The organism is Niallia sp. FSL R7-0648 (assembly GCF_038007005.1).
GTDB classification, from domain to species: domain Bacteria; phylum Bacillota; class Bacilli; order Bacillales; family Cytobacillaceae; genus Niallia; species Niallia circulans.
On record NZ_JBBOWE010000002.1, the window covers coordinates 832,786 to 855,807 of the forward strand.

Annotated in this window: 18 protein-coding genes; 10 read left to right on the forward strand and 8 right to left on the reverse strand. The window is 37.2% G+C overall.

Annotated features, from left to right (window positions below; translation table 11 throughout):
- Nucleotides 1-76 precede the first annotated feature (76 nt).
- From treP to pgmB, 7 genes are all read left to right on the forward strand, one after another.
- Nucleotides 77-1,510 (forward strand): PTS system trehalose-specific EIIBC component, encoded by a 1,434-nt coding sequence (gene treP, locus NSQ89_RS24110; RefSeq protein ID WP_341133391.1) that lies wholly within the window; start codon nucleotides 77-79, stop codon nucleotides 1,508-1,510.
- 314 nt (nucleotides 1,511-1,824) lie between these two features.
- On the forward strand, nucleotides 1,825-3,084 hold the full coding sequence (locus NSQ89_RS24115) for an extracellular solute-binding protein (RefSeq protein WP_341133392.1): 1,260 nt from the start codon (nucleotides 1,825-1,827) through the stop codon (nucleotides 3,082-3,084).
- A 231-nt stretch (nucleotides 3,085-3,315) separates the two neighbouring features.
- A complete protein-coding gene (locus tag NSQ89_RS24120) occupies nucleotides 3,316-4,617 on the forward strand; it encodes a sugar ABC transporter permease (protein WP_061796962.1) in 1,302 nt (433 codons plus the stop codon).
- A 1-nt stretch (nucleotide 4,618) separates the two neighbouring features.
- Nucleotides 4,619-5,455: a sugar ABC transporter permease gene (locus tag NSQ89_RS24125; protein WP_061796960.1), complete on the forward strand. Its 837-nt coding sequence runs from the start codon at nucleotides 4,619-4,621 to the stop codon at nucleotides 5,453-5,455.
- A gap of 108 nt (nucleotides 5,456-5,563) precedes the next feature.
- Nucleotides 5,564-6,436 carry a DUF1189 family protein gene (locus tag NSQ89_RS24130; protein ID WP_061796958.1) on the forward strand — a complete coding sequence of 291 codons (873 nt, stop codon included), beginning with the start codon at nucleotides 5,564-5,566 and terminating at the stop codon, nucleotides 6,434-6,436.
- 12 nt (nucleotides 6,437-6,448) lie between these two features.
- Nucleotides 6,449-8,725, forward strand: a complete 2,277-nt coding sequence (locus NSQ89_RS24135) for a glycoside hydrolase family 65 protein (protein WP_336044700.1) — start codon at nucleotides 6,449-6,451, stop codon at nucleotides 8,723-8,725.
- A gap of 102 nt (nucleotides 8,726-8,827) precedes the next feature.
- Nucleotides 8,828-9,487, forward strand: coding sequence for a beta-phosphoglucomutase (gene pgmB / locus NSQ89_RS24140; RefSeq protein WP_047940860.1), 660 nt, complete (start codon nucleotides 8,828-8,830; stop codon nucleotides 9,485-9,487).
- A gap of 278 nt (nucleotides 9,488-9,765) precedes the next feature.
- Here pgmB and NSQ89_RS24145 read toward each other — a convergent pair whose 3' ends face one another.
- Nucleotides 9,766-11,535, reverse strand: coding sequence for a glycoside hydrolase family 13 protein (locus tag NSQ89_RS24145; RefSeq protein ID WP_341133393.1), 1,770 nt, complete (start codon nucleotides 11,533-11,535; stop codon nucleotides 9,766-9,768).
- 276 nt (nucleotides 11,536-11,811) lie between these two features.
- Between NSQ89_RS24145 and NSQ89_RS24150 the strand changes: the two genes are divergently transcribed.
- Nucleotides 11,812-12,768 (forward strand): LacI family DNA-binding transcriptional regulator, encoded by a 957-nt coding sequence (locus tag NSQ89_RS24150; protein ID WP_047940858.1) that lies wholly within the window; start codon nucleotides 11,812-11,814, stop codon nucleotides 12,766-12,768.
- Nucleotides 12,769-12,958: 190 nt separating this feature from the next.
- Here NSQ89_RS24150 and hxlB read toward each other — a convergent pair whose 3' ends face one another.
- The 7 genes from hxlB to NSQ89_RS24185 form a co-directional block, all read right to left on the reverse strand.
- The gene (hxlB, locus tag NSQ89_RS24155; RefSeq protein WP_144544736.1) at nucleotides 12,959-13,507 is read right to left on the reverse strand and encodes a 6-phospho-3-hexuloisomerase; all 549 of its coding nucleotides are present in this window, start codon (nucleotides 13,505-13,507) and stop codon (nucleotides 12,959-12,961) included.
- On the reverse strand, nucleotides 13,500-14,117 hold the full coding sequence (hxlA, locus tag NSQ89_RS24160) for a 3-hexulose-6-phosphate synthase (RefSeq protein WP_047940856.1): 618 nt from the start codon (nucleotides 14,115-14,117) through the stop codon (nucleotides 13,500-13,502). Before hxlA ends, hxlB begins: the two co-directional genes overlap by 8 nt.
- A gap of 137 nt (nucleotides 14,118-14,254) precedes the next feature.
- Nucleotides 14,255-15,259: a LacI family DNA-binding transcriptional regulator gene (locus NSQ89_RS24165; RefSeq protein WP_095321987.1), complete on the reverse strand. Its 1,005-nt coding sequence runs from the start codon at nucleotides 15,257-15,259 to the stop codon at nucleotides 14,255-14,257.
- Nucleotides 15,260-15,350: 91 nt separating this feature from the next.
- Nucleotides 15,351-16,631 carry an MFS transporter gene (locus tag NSQ89_RS24170; protein WP_144544738.1) on the reverse strand — a complete coding sequence of 427 codons (1,281 nt, stop codon included), beginning with the start codon at nucleotides 16,629-16,631 and terminating at the stop codon, nucleotides 15,351-15,353.
- Nucleotides 16,628-17,593, reverse strand: coding sequence for a sugar kinase (locus NSQ89_RS24175; RefSeq protein ID WP_341133394.1), 966 nt, complete (start codon nucleotides 17,591-17,593; stop codon nucleotides 16,628-16,630). Before NSQ89_RS24175 ends, NSQ89_RS24170 begins: the two co-directional genes overlap by 4 nt.
- Entirely contained in the window at nucleotides 17,580-18,365 is a 786-nt protein-coding gene (locus NSQ89_RS24180; protein ID WP_341133395.1) for a hypothetical protein, read from the reverse strand. The genes NSQ89_RS24175 and NSQ89_RS24180 overlap by 14 nt, the downstream gene beginning before the upstream one ends.
- Nucleotides 18,366-18,630: 265 nt before the next feature.
- Nucleotides 18,631-19,998, reverse strand: coding sequence for an MATE family efflux transporter (locus tag NSQ89_RS24185; protein ID WP_047940852.1), 1,368 nt, complete (start codon nucleotides 19,996-19,998; stop codon nucleotides 18,631-18,633).
- Between the two features lie 322 nt (nucleotides 19,999-20,320).
- On the opposite strand from NSQ89_RS24185, the gene NSQ89_RS24190 reads away from it, so the two are divergent.
- On the forward strand, nucleotides 20,321-21,520 hold the full coding sequence (locus NSQ89_RS24190) for an MFS transporter (protein ID WP_047940851.1): 1,200 nt from the start codon (nucleotides 20,321-20,323) through the stop codon (nucleotides 21,518-21,520).
- Nucleotides 21,521-22,000: 480 nt separating this feature from the next.
- Nucleotides 22,001-23,020, forward strand: a complete 1,020-nt coding sequence (locus NSQ89_RS24195; RefSeq protein WP_047940850.1) for a PTS transporter subunit IIC — start codon at nucleotides 22,001-22,003, stop codon at nucleotides 23,018-23,020.
- Nucleotides 23,021-23,022: the final 2 nt, after the last annotated feature.

Here is a 23,022-nt window from a genome sequence, read left to right on the forward strand (position 1 = left end):
CATGTATTGATTGTGCAATAGGAATTATAATCGATTTAATAAATACAGGAGAGTATAGTCAAAAGGGGGAAGAACGATGGGGAAGTACACAGAACAGGCAAAAGAACTTCTTGAGCACGTTGGTGGAAGCGGAAACATATCTGTAGTGACGCACTGTGCGACAAGAATGCGCTTTGTTTTAAATGATCCATCTATGGCTGATATTGACAGCATTGAAAAAATCAAGCTAGTAAAAGGAACGTTTACTCAAGCAGGACAATTCCAAGTTATCATTGGCAATGAAGTTTCATCTTTTTACAATGAGTTTATCGCTATTGCGGGAGTAAGTGATACTTCTAAAGATGAAGCGAAACAGGCTGCAAAACAAAACATGAATTTTCTGCAAAGAATGATTGCCCATTTAGCAGATATCTTTACTCCACTCATTCCAGCGATTGTTGTCGGAGGATTAATTCTAGGTTTTCGTAATGTTATTGGCGAAATTAAATTAGTGGAGGACGGAACCAAAACATTAGTAGAAGTATCACAGTTCTGGGCTGGTACAAATAGCTTTTTATGGTTAATTGGAGAAGCGATATTTCACTTCTTGCCTGTCGGAATTACCTGGGCAGTTGCAAGAAAGATGGGTGCTACTCCCATTCTTGGAATTGTATTAGGGATCACACTCGTGTCGCCGCAATTATTAAATGCTTATGCAGTAGCTGGAGCAGAAGAAATTCCGTTTTGGGATTTTGGGTTTGCAAAAGTAGACATGATTGGGTACCAAGCCCAAGTAATTCCCGCTATTTTAGCAGGTCTATTGCTTTCATTCCTAGAGCTGCGTTTGCGAAAAATTATTCCAAATGCGATTTCGATGATTTTTGTGCCATTCTTTGCCTTAGTACCAACTGTATTAATTGCCCATACCGTATTAGGACCAATTGGATGGACGATTGGTTCTGCCATTTCTGATGTCGTCTATTCTGGACTAACTTCTTCGGTAGGATGGTTATTTGCGGCCATATTTGGCTTTGCTTATGCACCACTTGTTATTACAGGATTACACCATATGACAAATGCAATCGATTTACAATTAATGAGTGTATTTGATGGAACAAATCTATGGCCGATGATTGCTTTATCCAACATTGCCCAAGGATCAGCAGTATTAGCAATGATTTATTTAAATCGTAAAGACGAACAAGAAAAACAAGTATCCGTTCCAGCGGCAATCTCCTGTTACTTAGGCGTTACAGAGCCAGCCATGTTTGGTATTAATTTAAAATATGGCTTCCCATTCTTAGCGGCCATGATTGGATCGATGGTGGCAGCAGTTATCTCAGTTGGATCAGGTGTTATGGCTCATTCTATTGGGGTAGGAGGATTGCCAGGATTTTTATCTATCAAAGCAGAACATATGCCTACATTTTTAATTGCAATGGTGCTCGCAATTGTTATCCCGTTTATTCTGACAATTGTTTTCTCTAAGCTTAATATGGGGAAAGTTTCTTTGAAAAGAGTAAGAGGATAAAATTTTAATAAAGTAAGAGTCGAAACAGTATCCGTTAGGAGGGATAACTTCGACTCTTTTTTAGTTTGCGTTCCGTTATTTGTACATGGAGAGGTTCTCTAAGCTAATAAAAAAGGATCGGACAAAGTTAATCAAATTCTATTGGTCCATAGAAATATACATACTTTTACGGGCATTACCCAATAATAGTGTAATCTATTCCTTGTTATGTTTTTATGTTACATTCTGTTATCGGTAACACAGAGAAAGCGATTGCATTAAAACGGTTTCAAATCTACAATAAGAATGTGAGATAAATAAGGAGGGAAAATTTCATGAAGAGTTATAAAAAACTATTAATGTCAGGAGTAGCGTTACTTACTGCATTCTCTTTAACCGCTTGTGGCGGCAATGATACGAAAGAAAGTTCAAAAGGTGGATCTTCTGACGGAAAACAAACATTAACAGTGTCAGTAGATGGAGATGGGTATAAAAAATATATTGATAGTATCAAAGGCGATTTTGAATCTGAAAATAATGCCGAAGTAAAAGTTGTCGTAATGGCAATGACAGATCAAGCTGATGCATTAGCACTAGATGGTCCTGCTGGAACTGGTCCAGATGTATTTATCGCACCATATGACCGTGTTGGTTCAATGGGAAGTCAGGGGCATTTAGCTGAAGTAACAGCACAGCCTGAAGGAATTACAGAAACGGAAGAAAAACTAGTAACTTTTGATGGAAAACAATATGGTACACCATTGGTTATCGAAACTTTAGTAGGATTCTATAATAAAGATTTAATTAAAGAAATGCCAAAAGATTTCTCAGAGTTAGAAGCTTTAACTAAAGACAGCAAGTATGCGTTTGAAGCTGAGTCTGGCAAGAACACAGCATTCTTAGCAAAATGGACGGACTTCTATTTTAGTTATGGATTAGTTGCTGGATATGGTGGATATGCATTTGGAAGTGAAGGAACAGATCCAACTGATATTGGTTTAAACAACCAAGGTACAATTGATGCCATTAAATATGCAAAGACTTGGTATGATCAATGGCCTAAAGGTATGCAGGACGTAACCGGTTCCGGTGACTTTATCACAGAAATGTTTACTACTGGTAAAACAGCTGTAATTATTGATGGTCCATGGATGGCAGCTACTTTTAAAGATGCTGGCGTTAATTATGGAGTTGGTGCAATCCCTACATTGCCAAACGGTGAAAAATTCGCAGCATTTGGTGGAGGAAAAGCTTGGGTAGCATCTTCTTATGCAAAAGATCCGGAATTAGCTGCTAAATGGTTAGAGTATGTTGGTAATGCTGACAATTCAACAAAATTCTTTGAAGCTACAAACGAAATTCCTGCAAATACAATTGCACGCAAAGCGGTACCAGCAGATAATGAATTAGCTCAAGCAGTTATTGCAAACTTTGAAAACGCTTCTCCAATGCCTAATATTCAACAAATGGCTGAAGTATGGGATGGCGGACAATATCTAATGTTTGATGCAGTTTCTGGTGCAAAAACACCTGAACAATCTGCAGAAGATACAGTGAAAAATATTAAAGAATCGATTGATCAAAAATATAAATAAGGAAGCTTAAAAAAAGGGAGAGATTCCACTCCCTTTTAGCTGAAATTTCTAATTGTCATAGCTGATAATTAGAAATTTCGTCTTTCCATAACGCAATCGTTTGCATTGAAAACACTTACAAAACAAGTTGGTTTATCAAAAAAAGTTGGGCGAGTGATGATTTTTTTTGGTAAATCAATAAATTACCATTATGCAACAATATGCAATTTTATAGAAAGGGGATAGCCCACAATGAGTCAAAATGAAAGAAATCATAAAAAGAAAGCATCCCTGTTATCCATTATTCCTGGGTTAGGTCAGTTTTATAATAAACAAGCATTTAAAGGAATAGTATTTTTTGCTCTCTTCTTAGTTTTTGCAATAGAGATGGCATTAACTGGATTTCAGGCTTTAGAAGGCTTAATAACATTAGGAAGTATACCTCGTGATGATCACTCGTTATTCCTAATGATTAAAGGAACATTACAGTTAATTTTAACTGTTATCTTTCTCTTCTTCTATATATTAAATATTTTTGATGCTCGTAAGATAGGAGCATTAAGAGATAGAGGAGAAAAAATCAATACGAAGACGGTAGATATATTGAAAAATCTTTGGGAGCAAGGATTCCCTTATATCTTTACATTCCCGTCTTATATTTTAATGGCTTTTATCATTATTTTTCCGGTATTAGTGACATTATTTATCGCTTTTACAAACTATGATTTTCAACATATACCGCCATTTAAGCTGATTGATTGGATTGGTTTTGAGAACTTTACCAACATCTTTTTCTTAAGTTCTTATCGCGCAACATTTATGAAAATCCTTGTTTGGACATTAATTTGGACATTTGGGGCAACTACGTTACAAATCGTTCTTGGTGTCGTTGCTGCTGTTGTGCTACATCAGAAGCATGTAAAAGGGAAAGCATTTTTCCGAATTCTTTTCTTATTGCCATGGGCTGTACCAGCATTTATTTCTATCATGGGATTCTCTAATATGTTTAATGACAGTATCGGTGCTATTAACGCACAAGTAATCCCATTGATTAATCATCTTCCGTTCATTGACATACCGGCAATTTCTTGGAAGACAGATGCGGCTTGGACAAAAACAGCACTTATTATGATCCAAGGCTGGCTTGGATTCCCATATATTTTTGTAATGGTAACAGGAGTATTGCAATCTATTTCAGATGATTTATATGAAGCAGCCAACCTTGATGGAGCAACTGCTTTGCAGCAATTCCGCAATATCACACTACCGATGATCCTTTTTGCAACAGCGCCAGTTATGATCACACAGTATACATTTAACTTTAACAACTTCTCTATCATCTACTTGTTTAATGAAGGTGGTCCAGGAAGTATTGGATGGAATGCAGGATCGACAGATATCCTCATTTCGTGGATTTATAAATTAACAACAGGGCAAGCACCGCAATATGCAGTTGCAGCAGCGGTAACATTGATTATTTCCGCAATTGTAATTGCAGTATCACTCATAACATTTAAGAAAACAAATGCTTTTGGCAATGAGGAGATGATGTAGGATGAGCATGAAAGCATCGCGACTTATCAATAGAATATTAACGTACGGTTTTCTTGGAATCCTATCAATAGTAATCATTTACCCATTATTAGTAACGGCATCAAGTGCCTTTCAAGCTACTAATATGGCGGCATTTACTTTGAAATTGAATGCAAACTGGGGACTTGATAATTTCCAAAGACTTTTTAGCGAAACGAATTATTTAAGCTGGTATAAAAATACGATTATTATTGCGGTTGCAGTAATGGTTGTGCAAGTAACATTGGTAACTCTTTCTGGATATGTATTCAGCCGCTATCGCTTTGTTGGAAGAAAATATAGCTTAATTTTCTTCCTCGTTATTCAAATGGTTCCGACAATGGCAGCATTAACGGCTTATTACGTACTAGCGACAGTACTTGGAGCAATTGATTCTTATTGGCTGCTATCATTAATCTATATCGGTGGTGGTATTCCGATGAACGTATGGTTAATGAAAGGGTATTTTGATACCATTCCGCGTGAATTTGACGAAAGTGCAAGAATTGATGGAGCAGGTCATTTAAGAATCTTTGTACAAATTAATTTACCACTGGTGCGCCCAATGCTTGCTGTTCAAGCTTTATGGGCATTTATGACACCATTTAATGATTTCTTATTATCTAAGTTTTTATTACGCTCCAACGAATTATTAACATTGGCGGTTGGGTTACAAACATTAATTTCCAACCCGCGTGAACAAAAGGTAGCGCTATTTGCGGCAGGGGCGGTTCTCGCAGCATTACCAATTGTTGTCTTATTCTTCTTCCTGCAAAAGAACTTTGTATCTGGTTTAACTAGCGGTGGATCAAAAGGCTAATCAATGACCAAGAGAAGAAATGATAGAGACGTCTGCTATTAGTGGGGCGGGCGTCTTTAGGATAGAAAGAAAACAACGAAGAATTTTAAGTAAGAGAGTGGGATTACAATGAAGAAGTCGGAACCATTTTTGATGCAATATTTTAAGTCTATTATTACACCGACAAATGTATTTAAGGGTAAGAATCTATTAACATGGCCGAAAATGATTTTCCTTTTTATTTTCTTAATTGCCTGCATGATGATGCCAACCTCTATTCAAATGGCAAAACTAACAAACTTCCCATTTGAGTTTTTGTTTCCAAAAACAGCTGAATTAATCACAGATGACTTTGCCGATTCATTGTCTTCTAAACAAGTTAAGAACGGCAAGTTAGTGGGAATAGACAGTCAATATACAGAAGAGACAGGCGGAAATGTGATTGCGATTGATAAAGATAATAAATATCAGCTGACTGGAGAAGACCAGACAATTGGTATAAAAGGATATGCAAACGCCATTGTTTTTAAAGAGGACTATGCTGTAGTTGCCGAAGAAAATGGGTTTGGGTTTCAATTGTACTACCCAATGAATGAGGAGAAATATCCTTTCAAAATAGAAAACAAGGAAGATGTCCTGCAATATATCGGAACATTATGGTATGTGCAGAACAAAGCCTTCCTTCTGCCAATCCTGTTACTATTACTGGCTGGTGTTTATACAGCGATGAATGTAGTGCAATTTCTATTTATGTCATTCGTATTATGGCTGACAAAGAAATCCAATATTACCGATATAAGAACCTTTAAAGAGGCAGCAACCATCGTCCTTAATGCAGCAGGACTGCCAACCATATTAGCTGTAATCTATGGATTTATTCAATTTGATGTTGCAACCTTCATCATGATACAAGGACTTGGAACGGTATTAATGATTGCATTTGCATTTTTTAGAACAGGTTTTAAAGAAAAAAGATTAAAGGTAGACTCAGATAAAGCATAGGGAGAGAAGATTATGACAAATAAGCGTCTTTTCGAAATAAACAGCTGGAAGCTAATAGCAAATAAGTTGGAAAAAAAAGAAAAGCGACTGCAGGAAAGCCTAACCTCCATTGGAAATGGTTATATGGGGATGCGGGGAAACTTTGAAGAAGGCTACTCTGGGGATTTTCATCAAGGTACGTATATTGCAGGCGTATGGTTTCCTGATAAAACAAGAGTTGGCTGGTGGAAAAATGGCTATCCTCAATATTTTGGTAAAGTGATCAATGCGCTGAACTTCATTGGTGTAGATATTTATGTAGACGGTACCAAAGTAGATTTGTATAAGGAAAACATTACTGATTTTCACCTAGAGCTAGATATGAAGGAAGGCATTTTAAGAAGAAGCTTCATCCTCCACAAAGGAGAAAGTCAAATCCAGTTTAAGTTTGAGCGCTTTTTAAGTATTGTTGCAAAAGAAGTTTGTGCAATAGATATAAAGGTAACAGCGCTAACAGGAGCGCATAAGATTGAATTAGTTCCATATTTAGATGGTGATGTGACTAATGAAGATTCCAACTATGAAGAGAAATTCTGGGAAGAGACTGGCAGAAAAGTAGAAGCTAATGCTGCCAATCTAATAATGAAAACGGTTGATAATCCTTTTGGAACACCAAGATTTGCAGTATCTGCTTCGATGTCAAATACCATAAATCACTTAGAAGTGACTTCTTACAATGAAAAGCCGATGTATGTTGCCAATGCATATAACAATAAGCTTAAACAAGGGGATACACTCCACCTCCAGAAGTATGTAGCGGTTTCGACCTCTCGTGATTGGGAAGAAGAAAGATTAGGGGCTGTTTCTGATCTGTTAGCAAAACAAGCGAGAGAAAAAGGATATGATTCCTTAAAAGAAGAACATATTGCTGCCTGGGCAGCCCGCTGGGAAAAGGCGGATGTTCAAATTGATGGGGATGAAGAAGCGCAGCAAGGAATCCGATTCAATATTTTTCAATTATTCTCTACGTACTATGGGGACGATGCGCGTCTCAATGTAGGGCCAAAAGGTTTTACAGGAGAAAAATATGGGGGAGCAACCTACTGGGATACAGAAGCATATATCGTACCAATGTATTTGGCTGTCGCAGAGCCTAAAGTAACAGAGCAGCTATTACGTTATCGCCGCCAACAGCTGCCAGGTGCGGAGCATAATGCCAAACAGCAGGGACTGAAAGGTGCATTATACCCAATGGTAACTTTCACTGGGGTAGAGTGCCATAATGAATGGGAGATTACCTTTGAAGAAATTCATCGTAACGGTGCCATTGCCCATGCTATTTTTAACTACACAACGTACACAGGTGACGAAACCTATGCATTAAATGAAGGATTAGATGTATTAGTCGGAATCAGCCGCTTTTGGGCAGATCGCGTACATTATTCGAAAAAAAATGATCAATACATGATACATGGAGTAACAGGACCAAATGAATATGAGAATAACGTAAATAACAATTGGTATACGAATAAGATTGCGACGTGGACATTAAGATATACTTTAGAATTACTTGATAAAACAACTTCAAAAAGAAAAACAGATTTAAATATTGGCAAAAGTGAATTAGCAAAATGGCAAGAAATCATTGACAAGATGTATTTCCCAGTAGATGAAGAATTGGGAATCTTTGTTCAGCACGATACATTCCTTGATAAGGATTTACAGACTGTAGATACCCTCTTAAAAGAAGAGAGACCACTTAATCAAAATTGGTCTTGGGATAAAATTTTGCGTTCTTGTTTTATTAAGCAGGCCGATGTTTTACAAGGGATGTATTTCTTAAATCATGAATTTAGCTTAGAAGAGAAAAAGCGCAACTTTGATTTTTATGAGCCAATGACTGTACATGAATCAAGTCTTTCCCCTTGTGTTCATTCTATTTTAGCAGCAGAAATCGGGCTGGAGGAAAAGGCATATGAGATGTATCAGCGCACGGCAAGATTAGATCTTGATAATTATAATAACGATACAGAAGATGGATTGCATATAACTAGTATGTCAGGAAGCTGGCTGGCTATTGTCCACGGTTTTGCTGGAATGCGCACAGCAACAGGAATTCTTTCCTTTGCACCGTTTGTTCCTAAAGGATGGAATAGCTACACCTTTACAATCAATTATCGAAATCGATTAATTCGAGTCACGACGACTTCAGAGGAAGTGAAATTAGAGCTTCTGTCTGGGAATGCGTTAAAGATTCAGTTATATGGAAAAGATATTTTATTAGAAAAAGAGTTTGTTGGAAAGAAGTAGCTAGTTAGCAGAAGGGAGCCGTTGATTGATTGTTATTCTATTGCTAGAGAAAGGCGCTAGAATAAAGGAAGCGCGGCTCCTTTTTCATAGGAGGACGTGAATATGTTAAAAGGAATTATCTTTGATTTAGACGGAGTTATTACAGACACTGCAGAATATCATTATTTAGCGTGGAAGAAAACAGCTGAGGCCATTGCTGTTCCTTTTGATCGTGAGTTTAATGAAGAATTAAAAGGTGTTAGCCGCATGGACTCTTTATATAAAATACTAGATCATGGGGGAATTCGCGGGCAATTTTCCGACGCGCAAGTGGAAGAGCTGGCACATGATAAAAATACCTATTATCAAGAGCTAATTAAAGAAATTACCCCGAATGATTTATTGCCTGGGATAAAAGACTTCTTGGTAGAATGCAAAGAAGCTGGTTTACAACTTGGCCTTGCTTCTGCAAGCAAAAATGGTCCAGTGATATTAGATCGTTTAGAAGTAACAAACTTTTTTGATACCATCGTTGATCCCGGAAAATTAAAAAAAGGGAAGCCTGATCCAGAAATCTTTGTAAAAGCAGCAGAGCAGCTGCAGTTACAAGTGCGTGAATGTGTGGGAGTGGAAGACGCGGAAGCTGGCATTCAAGCAATAAAGGGAGCAAATATGTTTGCAGTTGGTGTTGGCACCCCTGACCGCATGAAATTAGCAGATTGGCAAGTCGGAAGTACAGCAGAAATAACCCTTGAACGCTTAAAGGAAAAGTTAGGGGAATAATAGAGTGGCAAGAGAATGGAGTGTGTGGTGCGCTCTGTTCTTTTTTATTTGGCTGGGGAAAGTGCTGTTTTGGGGAGAGGGAGTAAAAGTAGCATTCTAAGAGAGATGAAAGCCAGAAAAAGAGGGGTAGCCGAAAAAAATGGCGTTCATGTGAGCGATAAAAGCCAGAAAAAATGATATTCAACGCATATAAGCCCCAGCCAAGTTAATAACAATAACAAAAAGCGTATTCCCTTGCATAGCACAGGAGGAATGCGCTTTTTAAAAGAAGGCTGGTGTTAGCTTTTTACCTTGAATTGTAAAATTGAAAATGCACCTGGAGACAATGTTAATTCTTTTTCTAGATTCCAAATAATCTCTTTATCATGATAGAGATCTTGAACATTTTTATTATCGATATTTTCAACAGGAATCGTGAAAGTTTGTTCTTGATCTGTGTTATTAATAAAGAAAATAATATGTTCCTCTTTGTATGTTTTTTGGTACATTGTAATATTATTATTATTTGAATCTACGAAAATAAATGATCCTTTGTTACCAAATGCCGGATGGTTTTTACGAAGTGAAATCAATTTTTGAATATGGGCAAATAAGTCAAGATCTTGCTTTTCTTTTTCCCACACCATACACTTTCTGCAGCCTGGATCCTGTGTACCATCCATTCCTATTTCATCGCCATAGTAGATACAAGGTGTTCCTGTGAAAGATAAAAGGAATAAATAAAGTAGTTTCACTCTATCCTTTCGATTATTTGCGAGTGTCAAAATACGAGGCGTATCATGACTATCTAATAGATTAAAAGATACTTCATTAACACTATTTGGATACATATGAAGGACATTGGTAATCGTATGTTTGAACTCTGTCGAAGTAATCGAATCCTTCGCAAAGAAATTTACAGCACCTGTTGTGAACGGATAATTCATGACAGCATCAAACTGGTCTCCCTGCAGCCAAGGCATAGAGTCATGCCATATTTCTCCAAGAATATATACATCGGGCTTCAATGCTTTCACTTCTGTGCGGAAATCTCTCCAAAATGGATGATCTACTTCATTGGCAACGTCCAGTCTCCAGCCATCGATGCCAAATTCTCTTACCCAATATCGGCCAACTTCTAGTAAATATTCTTTTACTTCTGGATGGCTTGTGTTTAGCTTTGGCATAAACGGGGTAAAGGCAAAAGTATCATAGTTTGGAATTGGTGCTGTTTGAATCGGGAATTCACGAATATGGAACCAATCTTTATAGATAGATTCCTCCCCCTTCTCCATGACATCTTGCCATTGAGGGAAGAAATAACCACTGTGATTAAAAACAGCATCTAACATAATTCGAATCCCATGATCATGAAGAACATCTACCATTTTTTGAAACGTCTGTTTATCGCCAAACTGGGGATCGATTTCCATATAGTCAATTGTATCGTATTTATGATTAGAGTAAGCTTTAAATATTGGAGTGAAATAAACACCATTAACGCCTAAATCGACTAAATAGTCTACATGATCGATAACGCCTTGAAAATCGCCGCCAAAAAAGTTGGTAGGGGTTGGCTCTGTACTTCCCCATTCGAGCGTATCAGCAGGATTAAGCATAGGATCCCCGTTAGCAAAGCGTTCTGGGAAAATTTGATACCAAACCGTATCTCTAACCCAGTCGGGAGCATAAAAAGAATCCTCTTTATGCACAAAAGGAATACAAAAATAATAGGCAGTATCATCTGTTGGAATTGCTTGGTAAAATCCTTTTTCTGTATAGATGAGTGTCTCGTCTTTAGAAGATAACTCAAATCCATAGCGTAAACGTCGATACTCAGGCTTTATTTCAATAAACCAATAATCATAAAGTTCTGTGCTGCCACTTTTTTTCATGGGAGCTTTTTCGTATTGCCAAGCTTGATTTACAAAAATGTAAGGGTCTCCAAAAATAAGCTGAACAGACTCCATTTCTGCTTTTTTCGTCTGCAGACGGATGTGGACCATATCTTCTTTATAAATATAAGAAAAATTATTGCCAGGCCGATGGTAAATCGCTTCTTTTAACATAAAATCTCCCTTTCTACGCAATCGTTTGCATTATTAAATAGTTGAGTATCTAGCAAAAAACAATTATAATATAAAAAGATAAAAGGAAAACGTTTGCACCCCTCTATTATCAACCCATTTTCGTTATTTATCAAGCATATTTATAAAAAAGTTTAGTTTAAATATAATAGTGAATAATTATTTGTTGTAGAATAAATGAAGTAGTATAATAAATCGCTTTCAATAATTAATAATCTAATGGATAGAGAAATTTAAATTTATACTGGGGGAGTTCCATTGGCAACACTTTCAGATGTGGCAAAAAAAGCAAATGTCTCAAAGATGACTGTTTCAAGAGTGTTAAATCATCCCGAGCAGGTAACAGATGAATTAAAACAGCTTGTATATAAAGCAATGGAAGAATTAAATTATGTTCCTAATTATGCGGCAAGAGCATTGGTTAATAATCGAACACAAGTGATTAAATTACTGATTTTAGAAGAAATGGATACGGTTGAACCTTATTATATGAATTTATTAACGGGAATGAGCAGGGAGCTGGATAAGAACCATTATTCCTTACAGCTAGTAACAAGGACATCGCTTAATATAGGAAAGTGTGATGGCATCATTGTTACGGGTATGCGTGAATCTGACTATGCTTTTATTGAAAAATTAACAATTCCAGTTGTATTATTTGGAGAGAATTTGCATGGATTTGATTTTGTCGATGTGGATAACAAAAAAGGGACATACGTTACGACTAAACATATTTTAGACCTAGGATATAAGCAGCTAATTTTTATCGGAATTGATGAGAAAGAGCCTTTTGGGCAGCTTCGTGAGGCAGGGTACGTAGATGCAATTTCTGAGAATGCTATAGAAGGAAAAATTATAAGAGTAGCAAATAGTTCAAGAGCAGCAGAGGCAAAGGTTTCTGAATTCCTATCAAAGAATGATGGTAAATTTGGATTTGTTTGCGCTTCTGACCGCATTGCAACAGGGGTAATTCGAGCAATCCAGAAGGCAGGGAAAAGTGTGCCAGAAGACTACGCAGTAACTGGGTTTGATGGCGTCTTTCTAGATAGAATCTCATCACCGAAAATTACCACAATTAAGCAGCCCTTAATGGAAATGGGAGAGGCTTGTGCACGCATGCTCCTAAAAAAAATTAATGAACGAAACAAAAATCAAGGGAAACATATTTTTGAGCCGAAGCTCATTGTTCGTGAATCGACCATTCTAGAAGAGTAGAGTGATTTAACCATTTTTAGCAATTGTCAATTCTTGTTTTGGCGAGGGCAAAAATAGCAGTGATAATAAGAGGATTGTTCTCTTATGATAAAAAACAGCCGATATGCTCTTCAAAAGAGGAACAATAAAAAATACCCGCTAAGGAGCATGTACACACAGTCACTCGCTTCTACGGGTATTTATCAAGCCATTATTCCATATTGCTGTGTCTCTTAAAGGCTTCCTCAAATCCAATCTCGTTTAGCTCAGCAAAATTTAGACAAATGGTATCAAAGATAATATGCGCACACTGATCAAATAATGAGCCTAAGGGCTGGATAGACTTCATCTCATTTGCCTGCCGATATTTCGTGCTTGCCGGAATGCAGATTGTATGGGTTGCTTCTTCCACAAGTGGAGAGCTAGGATCAGTAGTTAAGACTAACACAGTGCACCCTAGTTTATGAGCCGTTTCAGCCGTCCAAATAACAGACTTTGTTTTCCCAGAACCAGAAATAGCGACTAATATATCTTCAGAAGAAAGAGCAGGAGTAATGGTCTCTCCCACTACATAAACGGTTGCTCCTAAATGCATTAATCTCATGGCAAAGGATTTGGCCATGAGCCCAGATCGTCCTTCTCCCACGACAAAAATTCTTCTTTTTTCTCTAATTAATGCGGCTGTATCAATTAATAAGTTCTCATTGACTTGTGACAAAACGACTTGAATTTCCTGTTGAATAGCTGTAAGCTTACTCATTGGATAATACCTCCTGATTAAATTGTCTTGCTACCTTTGCTGGATCGGCAGCCTTCGTAATAGCGGAGCCAATAATGGCTATATCGATGCCGCTTTTTTGAAGCTGTGGGATAGAATCGATAGTAATTCCGCCTGCCGCTGCAATTGGGGTTAGGCAGAAAGTGCCGGTTTCCCATTCGCTTTTCCCATTTAATTCTTGCTCATCCTTACTTATATGGTAGCAAAAAATAGCATCCTTAATCGTGGCAAGTGATATCATTTGTTCTCTGGACGTGTTTAATAAATCAATCATTACTTTTTTTTGCTTCTTTTTTGCTACTTCCATACATGTCTCAATGGTTACTTTTGGGGCTGTTCCCATAACTGTGATGATATCTGCCCCGGCAGCAAAGCTAATCTCTGCTTCATATTTCGCATTATCCATTGTTTTCGTGTCAGCAAGGATTTTTTTATGAGGAAATGCTTTTCTCATTTGGCGGACGCTGTCTATTCCAAATTCCTTGATTAGAGAGGTCCCAACTTCAATCCAGTCAATATCAGCTTCTACTAACTGGGCTATACGAATTGCTTCAGAAATAGTTAATCGGTCCAAAGCTAATTGAATAATCATTGTTAACCGTCCTTTCTTTCAATACTAAACCGGTTTATTTAAACGGTAAAAATTTTTAATAGATTAATGGAACAGTATAGAAGCGTTATTCTGCTCATCTCAATAAGTTTAGAAGGAACGCTTCTCAGATAGATCTTTTATATTTTCTTTATTGAGGATTGTCTAACAATTAATTCACAAGGATAAATAATTTTTTCTACTTTAAAATGTTCCTTGTTAACTTGTTTTAATAATATTTCCGTAGCCTTTTTTCCCATTTCAAATGCAGGCTGTGCAATCATAGTCATTGGAGGATTAGAAAGATGTGCAAAAGGAAAATTATCAAAAACAATTAGGGATACATCTTCAGGAATACGTAGTTTCTTTTCCTGTAAAAATGCTAAAGTCTCTAAGAACACTAAATCATTACCTGCTAGAATAGCAGTAGGTGGGTTCTTTTTTTGAAATAGGTGATGTAATTCATTCTTCACATTTTCTATTTCTGAGCTAATAATATTGTCTTCGCAAATGTCTATAGAGTTTTCTAGCAAAGCTTTCTTATAGCCTTCAATTCGTTCTTTTCTTGTCGAAATAGTTAATGGCTGTGTCAAAATAGCTATATTTCTGTGCCCATTTTCCAAAAATAATTTAATTGCGTGATAGCTTGATTCTACATTTGTGGATAGAATAAAAGGAGCATCTATTTCCGGAATATCTCGATCCATAAAGACAACGGGATAATCTTCCTCTATCATTTTGGCATAAATATCGGTGTTTTGCCCTGTTGGAAAAATAATCAGACCATCTACCTGTTTGGCACGCAATGTTTCTATATATGTTCGTTCCTTTTTGGGATTGTTATCAGCGTTGCAGATGATTGCCTGATAATCATGTTCGAAACAGTAATCTTCAATAGAACGGCAGATTTCTGTCGAAAATCGATGGACAATATCAGCAACAATAATTCCAATCATAGAAGTTTTCTTTTGTTTTAGGCTCCGTGCAATATAATTGGGATGATACCCTAGTTGTTCAATGGCACTTTTGATTTTTTTCCTTGTGTCTTCTCCCATATATTCATAACGCTTGTTGATATATTGTGAAACGGTGCTTTTAGAGACACCTGCATATTTCGCTACATCCGCCATGGTTACTTTCGCCATTTGTTTTCCTCTCTCGCTACTTTAATAGATTCTTTTTTAGTATAAAACAATCTACCGTTACAAGAAAGCGAAAGAGGAAAACGCTTAAAAATTAGTCATGCAATGGTTGTTGTGCTAATTTTTCTATTACCTTCTTTTCCTTTTTTGTAGCAATAATTGTTAAAATAGCTGACAATAATAAGGATATTGCCATGAAATTATAAGAAGCTCCAAAACCACCAGTTAAATCATTTAAATAGCCAACGATATAGGCTCCAGCGAAAGAACCTAATGCTCCCATACTATTGATTAATGCCATTGCCCCGCCAGAGACGTTTCTAGGAAGGATTTCTGGAATAATCGCAAAGAAAGGGCCATAAGGTGCATACATTGCTCCTCCAGCAATAGAAAGGAGAATAAAGGATAACCAGAAATTACTTGTGCCAATTAAATAGGAGCCATAGAAGCAAATTGCTCCAATTAAGAGAAATGGATAGACAAAAAGTTTGCGATTTTGATATTTATCTGAGAAATAAGAAACCGCTAACATTAACACACATGCTAGTACATAAGGAATTGATGCAAGCCAGCCCGTTGTTACAATACTTGCATTTGGGGCTGAATTAATAATAGTAGGAAGCCACATCACAAAACCATATACGCCAATACTCCAAAGTGCATATTGAAGACTAAGCAGGATAACAGTCTTTGACTTAAATGCTTCACGATAGTCCTTAACTGGTTTAAGTTCTTTTTGTTCTTCTAACAAAGCTTGATGAATGGCAGCCTTTTCGTCGCTATTAAGCCATTTTGCTTCTTTCGGATGATCATTGACTAGTTTCCACCATAAAAATGCCCAGATAACGGCAGGTAAACCTTCTAATATAAACATCCATCTCCAACCGAGAGATTCAAGAATATAACCAGATACAATACTCATCCATAAAACGGTTGCCGGATTTCCTAGAATGAGGAAGGTATTTGCGCGAGAACGCTCTGCCTTTGTAAACCAATGACTTAGAAATACTAGCATCGCAGGCATAACAGCACTTTCTACTACCCCTAAGCTAAAGCGTATAACGAATAATATGTTCACATTGGAAATGAGGCCAGTGGCTGTTGCTAAGAAGCCCCAAAGGATTAATGACCAAAATATTAGTTTTTTTGCGCTCTTATTCTCTGCGTAATGAGCTCCTGGAATTTGAAAGAAGAAATATCCTAAAAAGAATAACGCGCCAAGCAGAGAAGAGGTAGCCGCAGTAATATTTAAATCCTCTGCCAAGCCGCCAGCAGCTCCAAAACTATAATTTGCTCTGTCTAAATAAGCTAAGCTATAAGTAATAAAAACAATCGGGATAAGACGAATCCATCTTTTTTTAGAAAGGGTATTCATATACGTACACTCCTTTGAGATTGATTGTTTATAAAATGCCTAAGTTCTTGTTTATCCGGATAGCCAGTATTGTCACCAAGCGATTGTACAGCTAACGCGCCAATTGCATTTCCTCGCTGCACGGATTCCTCTACAGTAAGACCCTCTAAGAACCCACTTATTACTCCAACAGCAAAGCCGTCCCCTGCACCAACTGTATCAATCACCTTTGCTACAGGATAGCCATAGATGGTTCCTTCTTCTGTAGGGGATTTATAATAGGCACCTTGCGCGCCAAGTTTGATGATAACTAATTCCACGCCAGCGTCTAAATAATAGGAACCAATATCAGCAGGTGTTTGATAGCCCGTTAGTTTGATGCCTTCCTCTAATCCTGGTAATACATAGTTCGCTTGTTTTGCGAAGAAATTGATGGTATCTACCATTTCCTTTTCTGAATTCCAAAGATTTGGCCTTAAATTTGGATCAAAAGAAACCTTTTTACGCTCCCTTTTAAAAAACGATAAAGCATGCTGAGCAAAATCTCTAGTTTCTAAGGAAAGTGCTAATGGAATCCCAGTCATATGCAGATGCTTTGCTTTCTGAAAATAATCTTCATCAAAGTCCGCGATAGCTAGATGGCTTGCAGCAGAGCCTTTTCGGAAATATTGGACTTCTGGATCACCTTTGGTTACCCGTGACTTTAATTGAAATCCAGTTGGGAAATATGCATCTGTCATGATTTGTTCTATATGAACTCGATTCCTTTGGAGGTTTTCCCTTATAAATTTTCCAAAGGCATCAGCACCAACTTTACTTACAAAGCTAGCTTTATATCCTAATTTAGCTAAGCCGATTGCTACATTTGTTTCCGCACCTGCCAGTTCCATTGTAAAATGCTGTACCTCATGTAGTGGGCCGCAAGAGTCGGCTATAAACATTGCCATGGCTTCGCCAAATGTAATGACATCAATTGAGTGCATGTGATTTTTCCCTCCCTTGATTTGCATGGACAATCTCTATAAATTTATTAATCTCCAAGCTTGATCTCTCCAAGGAAAACTCCAATGCTCTCGGAATGGCAGCCGGAATCAAATAATCCATTTTTCGCCAAAATGCATTTGGATCAAGTGGTAAGGGATCGGTAAAAAAATGCTTGCCTTGTTTAAATACATGTTTTAAATGAAAATAAAAAATATATGGTTGGAAAATTTGAAATGCTGTCAATGCATCTTCCTCCTGAATTATCCAGTTGCCTATATCAAATGTCATTTTGATTGGCATCTCCAAATTAGAAGCGTTTTCAAAAAAGGATGCTAACGGCTGGATTTTTCCCCCTTCCATTGTTTGATCATTTTCCACTAATAAGGAAAGAGAAGGGTAGTTCTGGATGATTTTCCATAAGGAGTGCAGCTCTGATTTGTTCTCCAAATAATGTCCCAGGGGGAGCTTAACCCATTTTGCTGAGAGAATCCTGCTCTCCTCCAAGATAGTATGAAGTGCTTGCTCGTTTACAGCACCCGCATGGTTCCAAACTGGAATGGGAGCAGAGTAAACGGTAAATAAGTTAGAATGCTGGAGAATAGGCTGTATAAGCTGTAAGGTTGTTAGCAATTCCTCTTCATGTAATAATTCTCTCCTAATTTCAATTCCGGAGGCTTTTGATTTTGCAATGATTGAAATGGCTTGAAGTAAATCTTTCGTTGCTATTTTTTCGTCAAAAAAGGAGTTCAAAGGGATATATATAGCAGACATTTATATCTCACCTTTCATAAAACGATTTAGTAAACCGGTTTAGTGATATTATAAATGGAATGAAAGCGCTTTTCAATAATTAATTCAATAATTAGGGAAAAAGTAGGAGAAGGGGATAATATGAACATTATTGGGGAGGGTATTCGCGAAAAGAGGGAAAGTATTCGCGAAAACACTTGAGAAATTCGCGAAAAAGAAGAGAAAATTCGCGAAAAATACAATTTATCAGCCAAACCCAAAAAAAGGTCTATGTAAAAACACTCTTTTACATAGACCTTTCCGAAATCGAACGATTAACTTTCACTCGTTCCCAAGGTTTTGACTTCCAGCGTCTGAAGGCAAATATTCCTCTAAACCATTCATCTATCCCTTGAGCCAACCAGATACCAAGAAGTCCCAATCCTAATGTAATTCCTAGAGCATAGCTCAGCGTAACGGCAATTCCCCACATGGAGATAATACCAATAATGACAGGGAAGCGAACATCACCGGAGGATTTTAAGGAACTCATTAAGACAATATTCATCGCTCTTCCTGGTTCTGTAAAGACCACTGCCCAGAGAATAGGTAGCCCGATAGCAATAATTTCATAGTTATCTGTAAATAGCTCTAATATTGGCTGACCGATTAATGCCATTACAAGGGCTGCCGCTAATGAAACGATCATGGCAAGTCTAAGTGTTTTAATGCCTCGTTTCAATGCACGGTCAAATTGCTTCCCGCCAATATAACGTGCAACCAGAAGCTGAGTACCTTCAGCAATTGCTAAAGTGAATAAATAGCAGATCATGGAAATATTACTTATATATACTCTGGCTGCTAAGGAGGCATCTCCTAGAGAAGCAACCATTGCAGTAATCATAAGCTGTGAAAATTGATACGATAAATTTTCTCCCGCAGAAGGAATGCCGATATAGAGCATATCTCGAATATCTTGTTTATTGACTTTGATGAAATCCTTAACGGAAAAGGTTAAAGCAATTCTTTTATAAACAAGATAAAGCAAAACAAGCACAGCAAATGTACGAGCTATAACGATAGTCCATGAAACACCAATGACACCTGTGATAGGTAAACCAAAAACACCAAGAATACTAATGGCATAACCGGATACGCTAATTACATTCATCAAAACACTAACAATCATGGATTCTTTTGTAAAGCCATGACTTCTTAATATGGCACTAAGTGCAAGTGAGAGAGATTCTAAGAAGAGGGACGCACCACATATACGAACAAATATTAATCCATATTCTAATACTTCACCGCGAATATCGAAAAGTTGTAATAAATGTTCACCGAAGATAACAACGAGGGCTGCAATAATTATGCCGAACCAGAAGTTTAAACCAACCGCAGAGCGTGCAAACCTTCTAGCAAGATTAAGCTCATTAGCCCCAAGTTTTTGCCCGATTAGTATCATGGCAGCAATAGACGTTACATTAAAGACTAGAATAAAAATCCCAAGAAGCTGATTGGCAACTCCTACACCTGCAGCTGCGCTGTCAGAATAATGGCTTAGCATTAAGGTAGCAGTTACTCCCATACCCATGTGTAAAGCAAGTTCAATAAACAGTGGCCAAGATATATTAAAAAGAGACTGATTTTGTATTTTATTTGTTGAAACACTCAACAGGTAAAACTCCCCTTTACATTTTAAAAATAGAAAACATAACAATCATTTTATGCTTATTTGGAAGAAAGTAAAGGGAAAGAGAGCATTTTTTTTTAGAAATTTTTCAAAAATCTTGAATATAGTAGTAATTAGCGCTTTTTTTGGAATTATTTAAAGGAATAACCCATTATTTACCGTAACATATGCTAAGTATTTTGCCTTTTAACTAAAAAATTATTTGAAATGTAATGAATAGTGTCATGACAAGTGTTATTATAATAGTTAGTTTTTATAATTATACCTATCAGTGGGAACCTAAGGGAAAAATGGGAGGATTACAATGAAAAAGGAAATATCTCAAAGAAAGATTCTTGGTATCGCAGGATTAGGATGGATGTTTGATGCGATGGATGTTGGAATGCTTTCATTTATTATTACTGCTCTCCAAGCAGATTGGGGTTTATCGGGAAAAGAAATGGGCTGGATTGGCAGTATGAATTCGATTGGAATGGCTGTCGGAGCACTTGTTTTTGGATTAATGGCAGATAGAATCGGAAGAAAACATGTATTTATGATTACATTATTACTCTTTTCTATTGGCAGCGGGCTCTCTGCCTTTACTACATCCTTAACTATCTTTCTAATCCTACGTTTTTTCATTGGAATGGGACTTGGTGGGGAACTGCCGGTAGCATCCACACTTGTTTCAGAAAGTGTTCCAAAGGAAAAACGAGGCAGAGTCGTTGTGTTACTTGAAAGCTTTTGGGCATTTGGCTGGTTACTCGCTGCAGTAATCTCCTATTTTGTTATTCCAAAATATGGGTGGCAGGCCGCACTTATAATAAGCGTTCTCCCAGCATTTTACGCTATATATTTACGTTTGCATCTACCTGATTCACCAAAATTTTTAAAAGTAGAAAAAGAGAAAAAGCTAACGATTAGGGAAAGCTTGCAAGCTGTATGGTCGAAGGAAAATCGGAAGCAAACAGCAACCTTATGGATTTTATGGTTCTGTGTAGTCTTTTCTTATTATGGAATGTTTTTATGGCTTCCGAGTGTCATGGTATCTCAAGGCTTTAGTATGATAAAAAGCTTTGAATATGTATTAATTATGACACTAGCACAATTACCGGGATATGCTTTGGCAGCCTATTTAATTGAAAAAGCAGGAAGAAAGTTTGTACTCGTTCTATTTTTAATTGGGACAGCAGGTAGTGCCTTTATGTTTGGGTTAGCGGGAAGCACAGCGATGCTGCTTACTGCAGGGATTCTTTTATCCTTCTTTAACTTAGGTGCATGGGGAGCTCTTTATGCTTATACACCAGAACAATATTCGACCAAGGTCCGAGGAACTGGAGCAGGAATGGCTGCTGCGATTGGAAGAGTTGGCGGAATCTTAGGACCGTTATTAGTTCCCTACCTAACAGCACAAAAGGTTTCGATTCCCGCTATTTTTACTATTTTTTGTATTGCTGTATTAATCGGAGCAGCAGTAGTTCTGTTTTTTGGAAAAGAGACTAAGAATACCGAAATTATTTAGAGTGACTCGCCACTCTTTTTTTGTTAAATATTCTAACAAAAGTTCAATTGTGAAAAAAATTTTACATATAACCTTCATATTGATTTTATTTTTCTTGAATAATAATCACTTTTTATATAAAGGGAAGAGGAAGATTACATTCTGATTTTTATGATAACGTTTTAATAAAAACTGAAATAAAAAAATTATTTACATATTCAGAATATTGGTGATATTATAGCTACACACTAATTAAACGGTTTAGGAGGAGCATGACATGAAGATCAAAACAAATACAGCACTGAATATTATACTCATATTATGCTCTTAGGATTAAATAATCCCTCTTTATTAAAACGGGAATTGTTTAGTCCAGTTTTTGTTATTTAAAAACAAGGCGCTAAACAGTTTGTAAAACTTGAAGGTGCCTATCCATTATTGGACAGGCTTTTTTGTTTTTATCTAGCTAATAATTATTTTCAAATAGAGGAGTAGAGAATGATGAAGAACAAAGAATATTTTATGGAACGAATGTATAAAGCCTCAGCAGGAATGTCAAATGCAGTCCTTGTAACATTAGGAATGGGATTGTTGTTAGAATCGATCGGAAAAGCATTTGGCTGGGATGTTTTAATTCAAATTGGCGGAGTAGCAAAGGTATTGTTAGCACCGGCATTTGGAGCGGGAATTGCCTATCAGTTAGGTGGAAACACATTAGTTATTTTTAGTGCGATGGTCTGTAGTACAATTGGGGGAAATGCGCTGCATGCAACAGATGCTGGAATGGTGCTTGTTTCCGGACAGCCAATCAGTGCAGTATTAGCAGCAGTAGTGGCAACATATGTTGGGAAGTGGATTAACGGAAAAACAATTTTAGATATGGTGGCCATTCCAGCTGCAGCAATTTTAGTTGGAGGAATTGCTGGAGTAGGTTTAGCGGCAGTGACAACTCCAATGCTAGAATGGATTAGTGCCCAAATCACTTCATCGGTTCAAGGCTCACCTTTAGTAGCACCAATGGTTATCTCGTTAGTATGGAGCATCCTGCTGATGACTCCAGCATCATCAGCAGCTTTAGCAATTGCATTGCAAATGGATCCAGTGTCAAGTGCGGCAGCGTTAATCGGGTGTACGGTACAATTTGTTGGATTTACAGCGATGTCTCTACGTCAAAATGATTTAGGAGGATTTCTTGCACAATCTATCATTACACCAAAAGTACAGTTCCCTAATTTGGTGAAAAACCCGTTGTTAATCATTCCACCTTTTGTAGCAGCTGTCATTTGTGCCCCGATTGCAACATTAGGATTCGGATTCACGGCAACGTATGAATTGGCTGGATTAGGATTGAATTCTTTAATTGCGCCAATCAGCATTATGGCCACACAAGGCTTGCATGGATTCTTAATTTATGTGGCAGTAGGTATGGTCCTTCCAATTGTGATTACACTTCCGCTTTATTTCGTGATTCTTCGCGCAGGCTGGGCAAAAGCTGGAGATTTAGCTATGAAAGTACAGTAAAA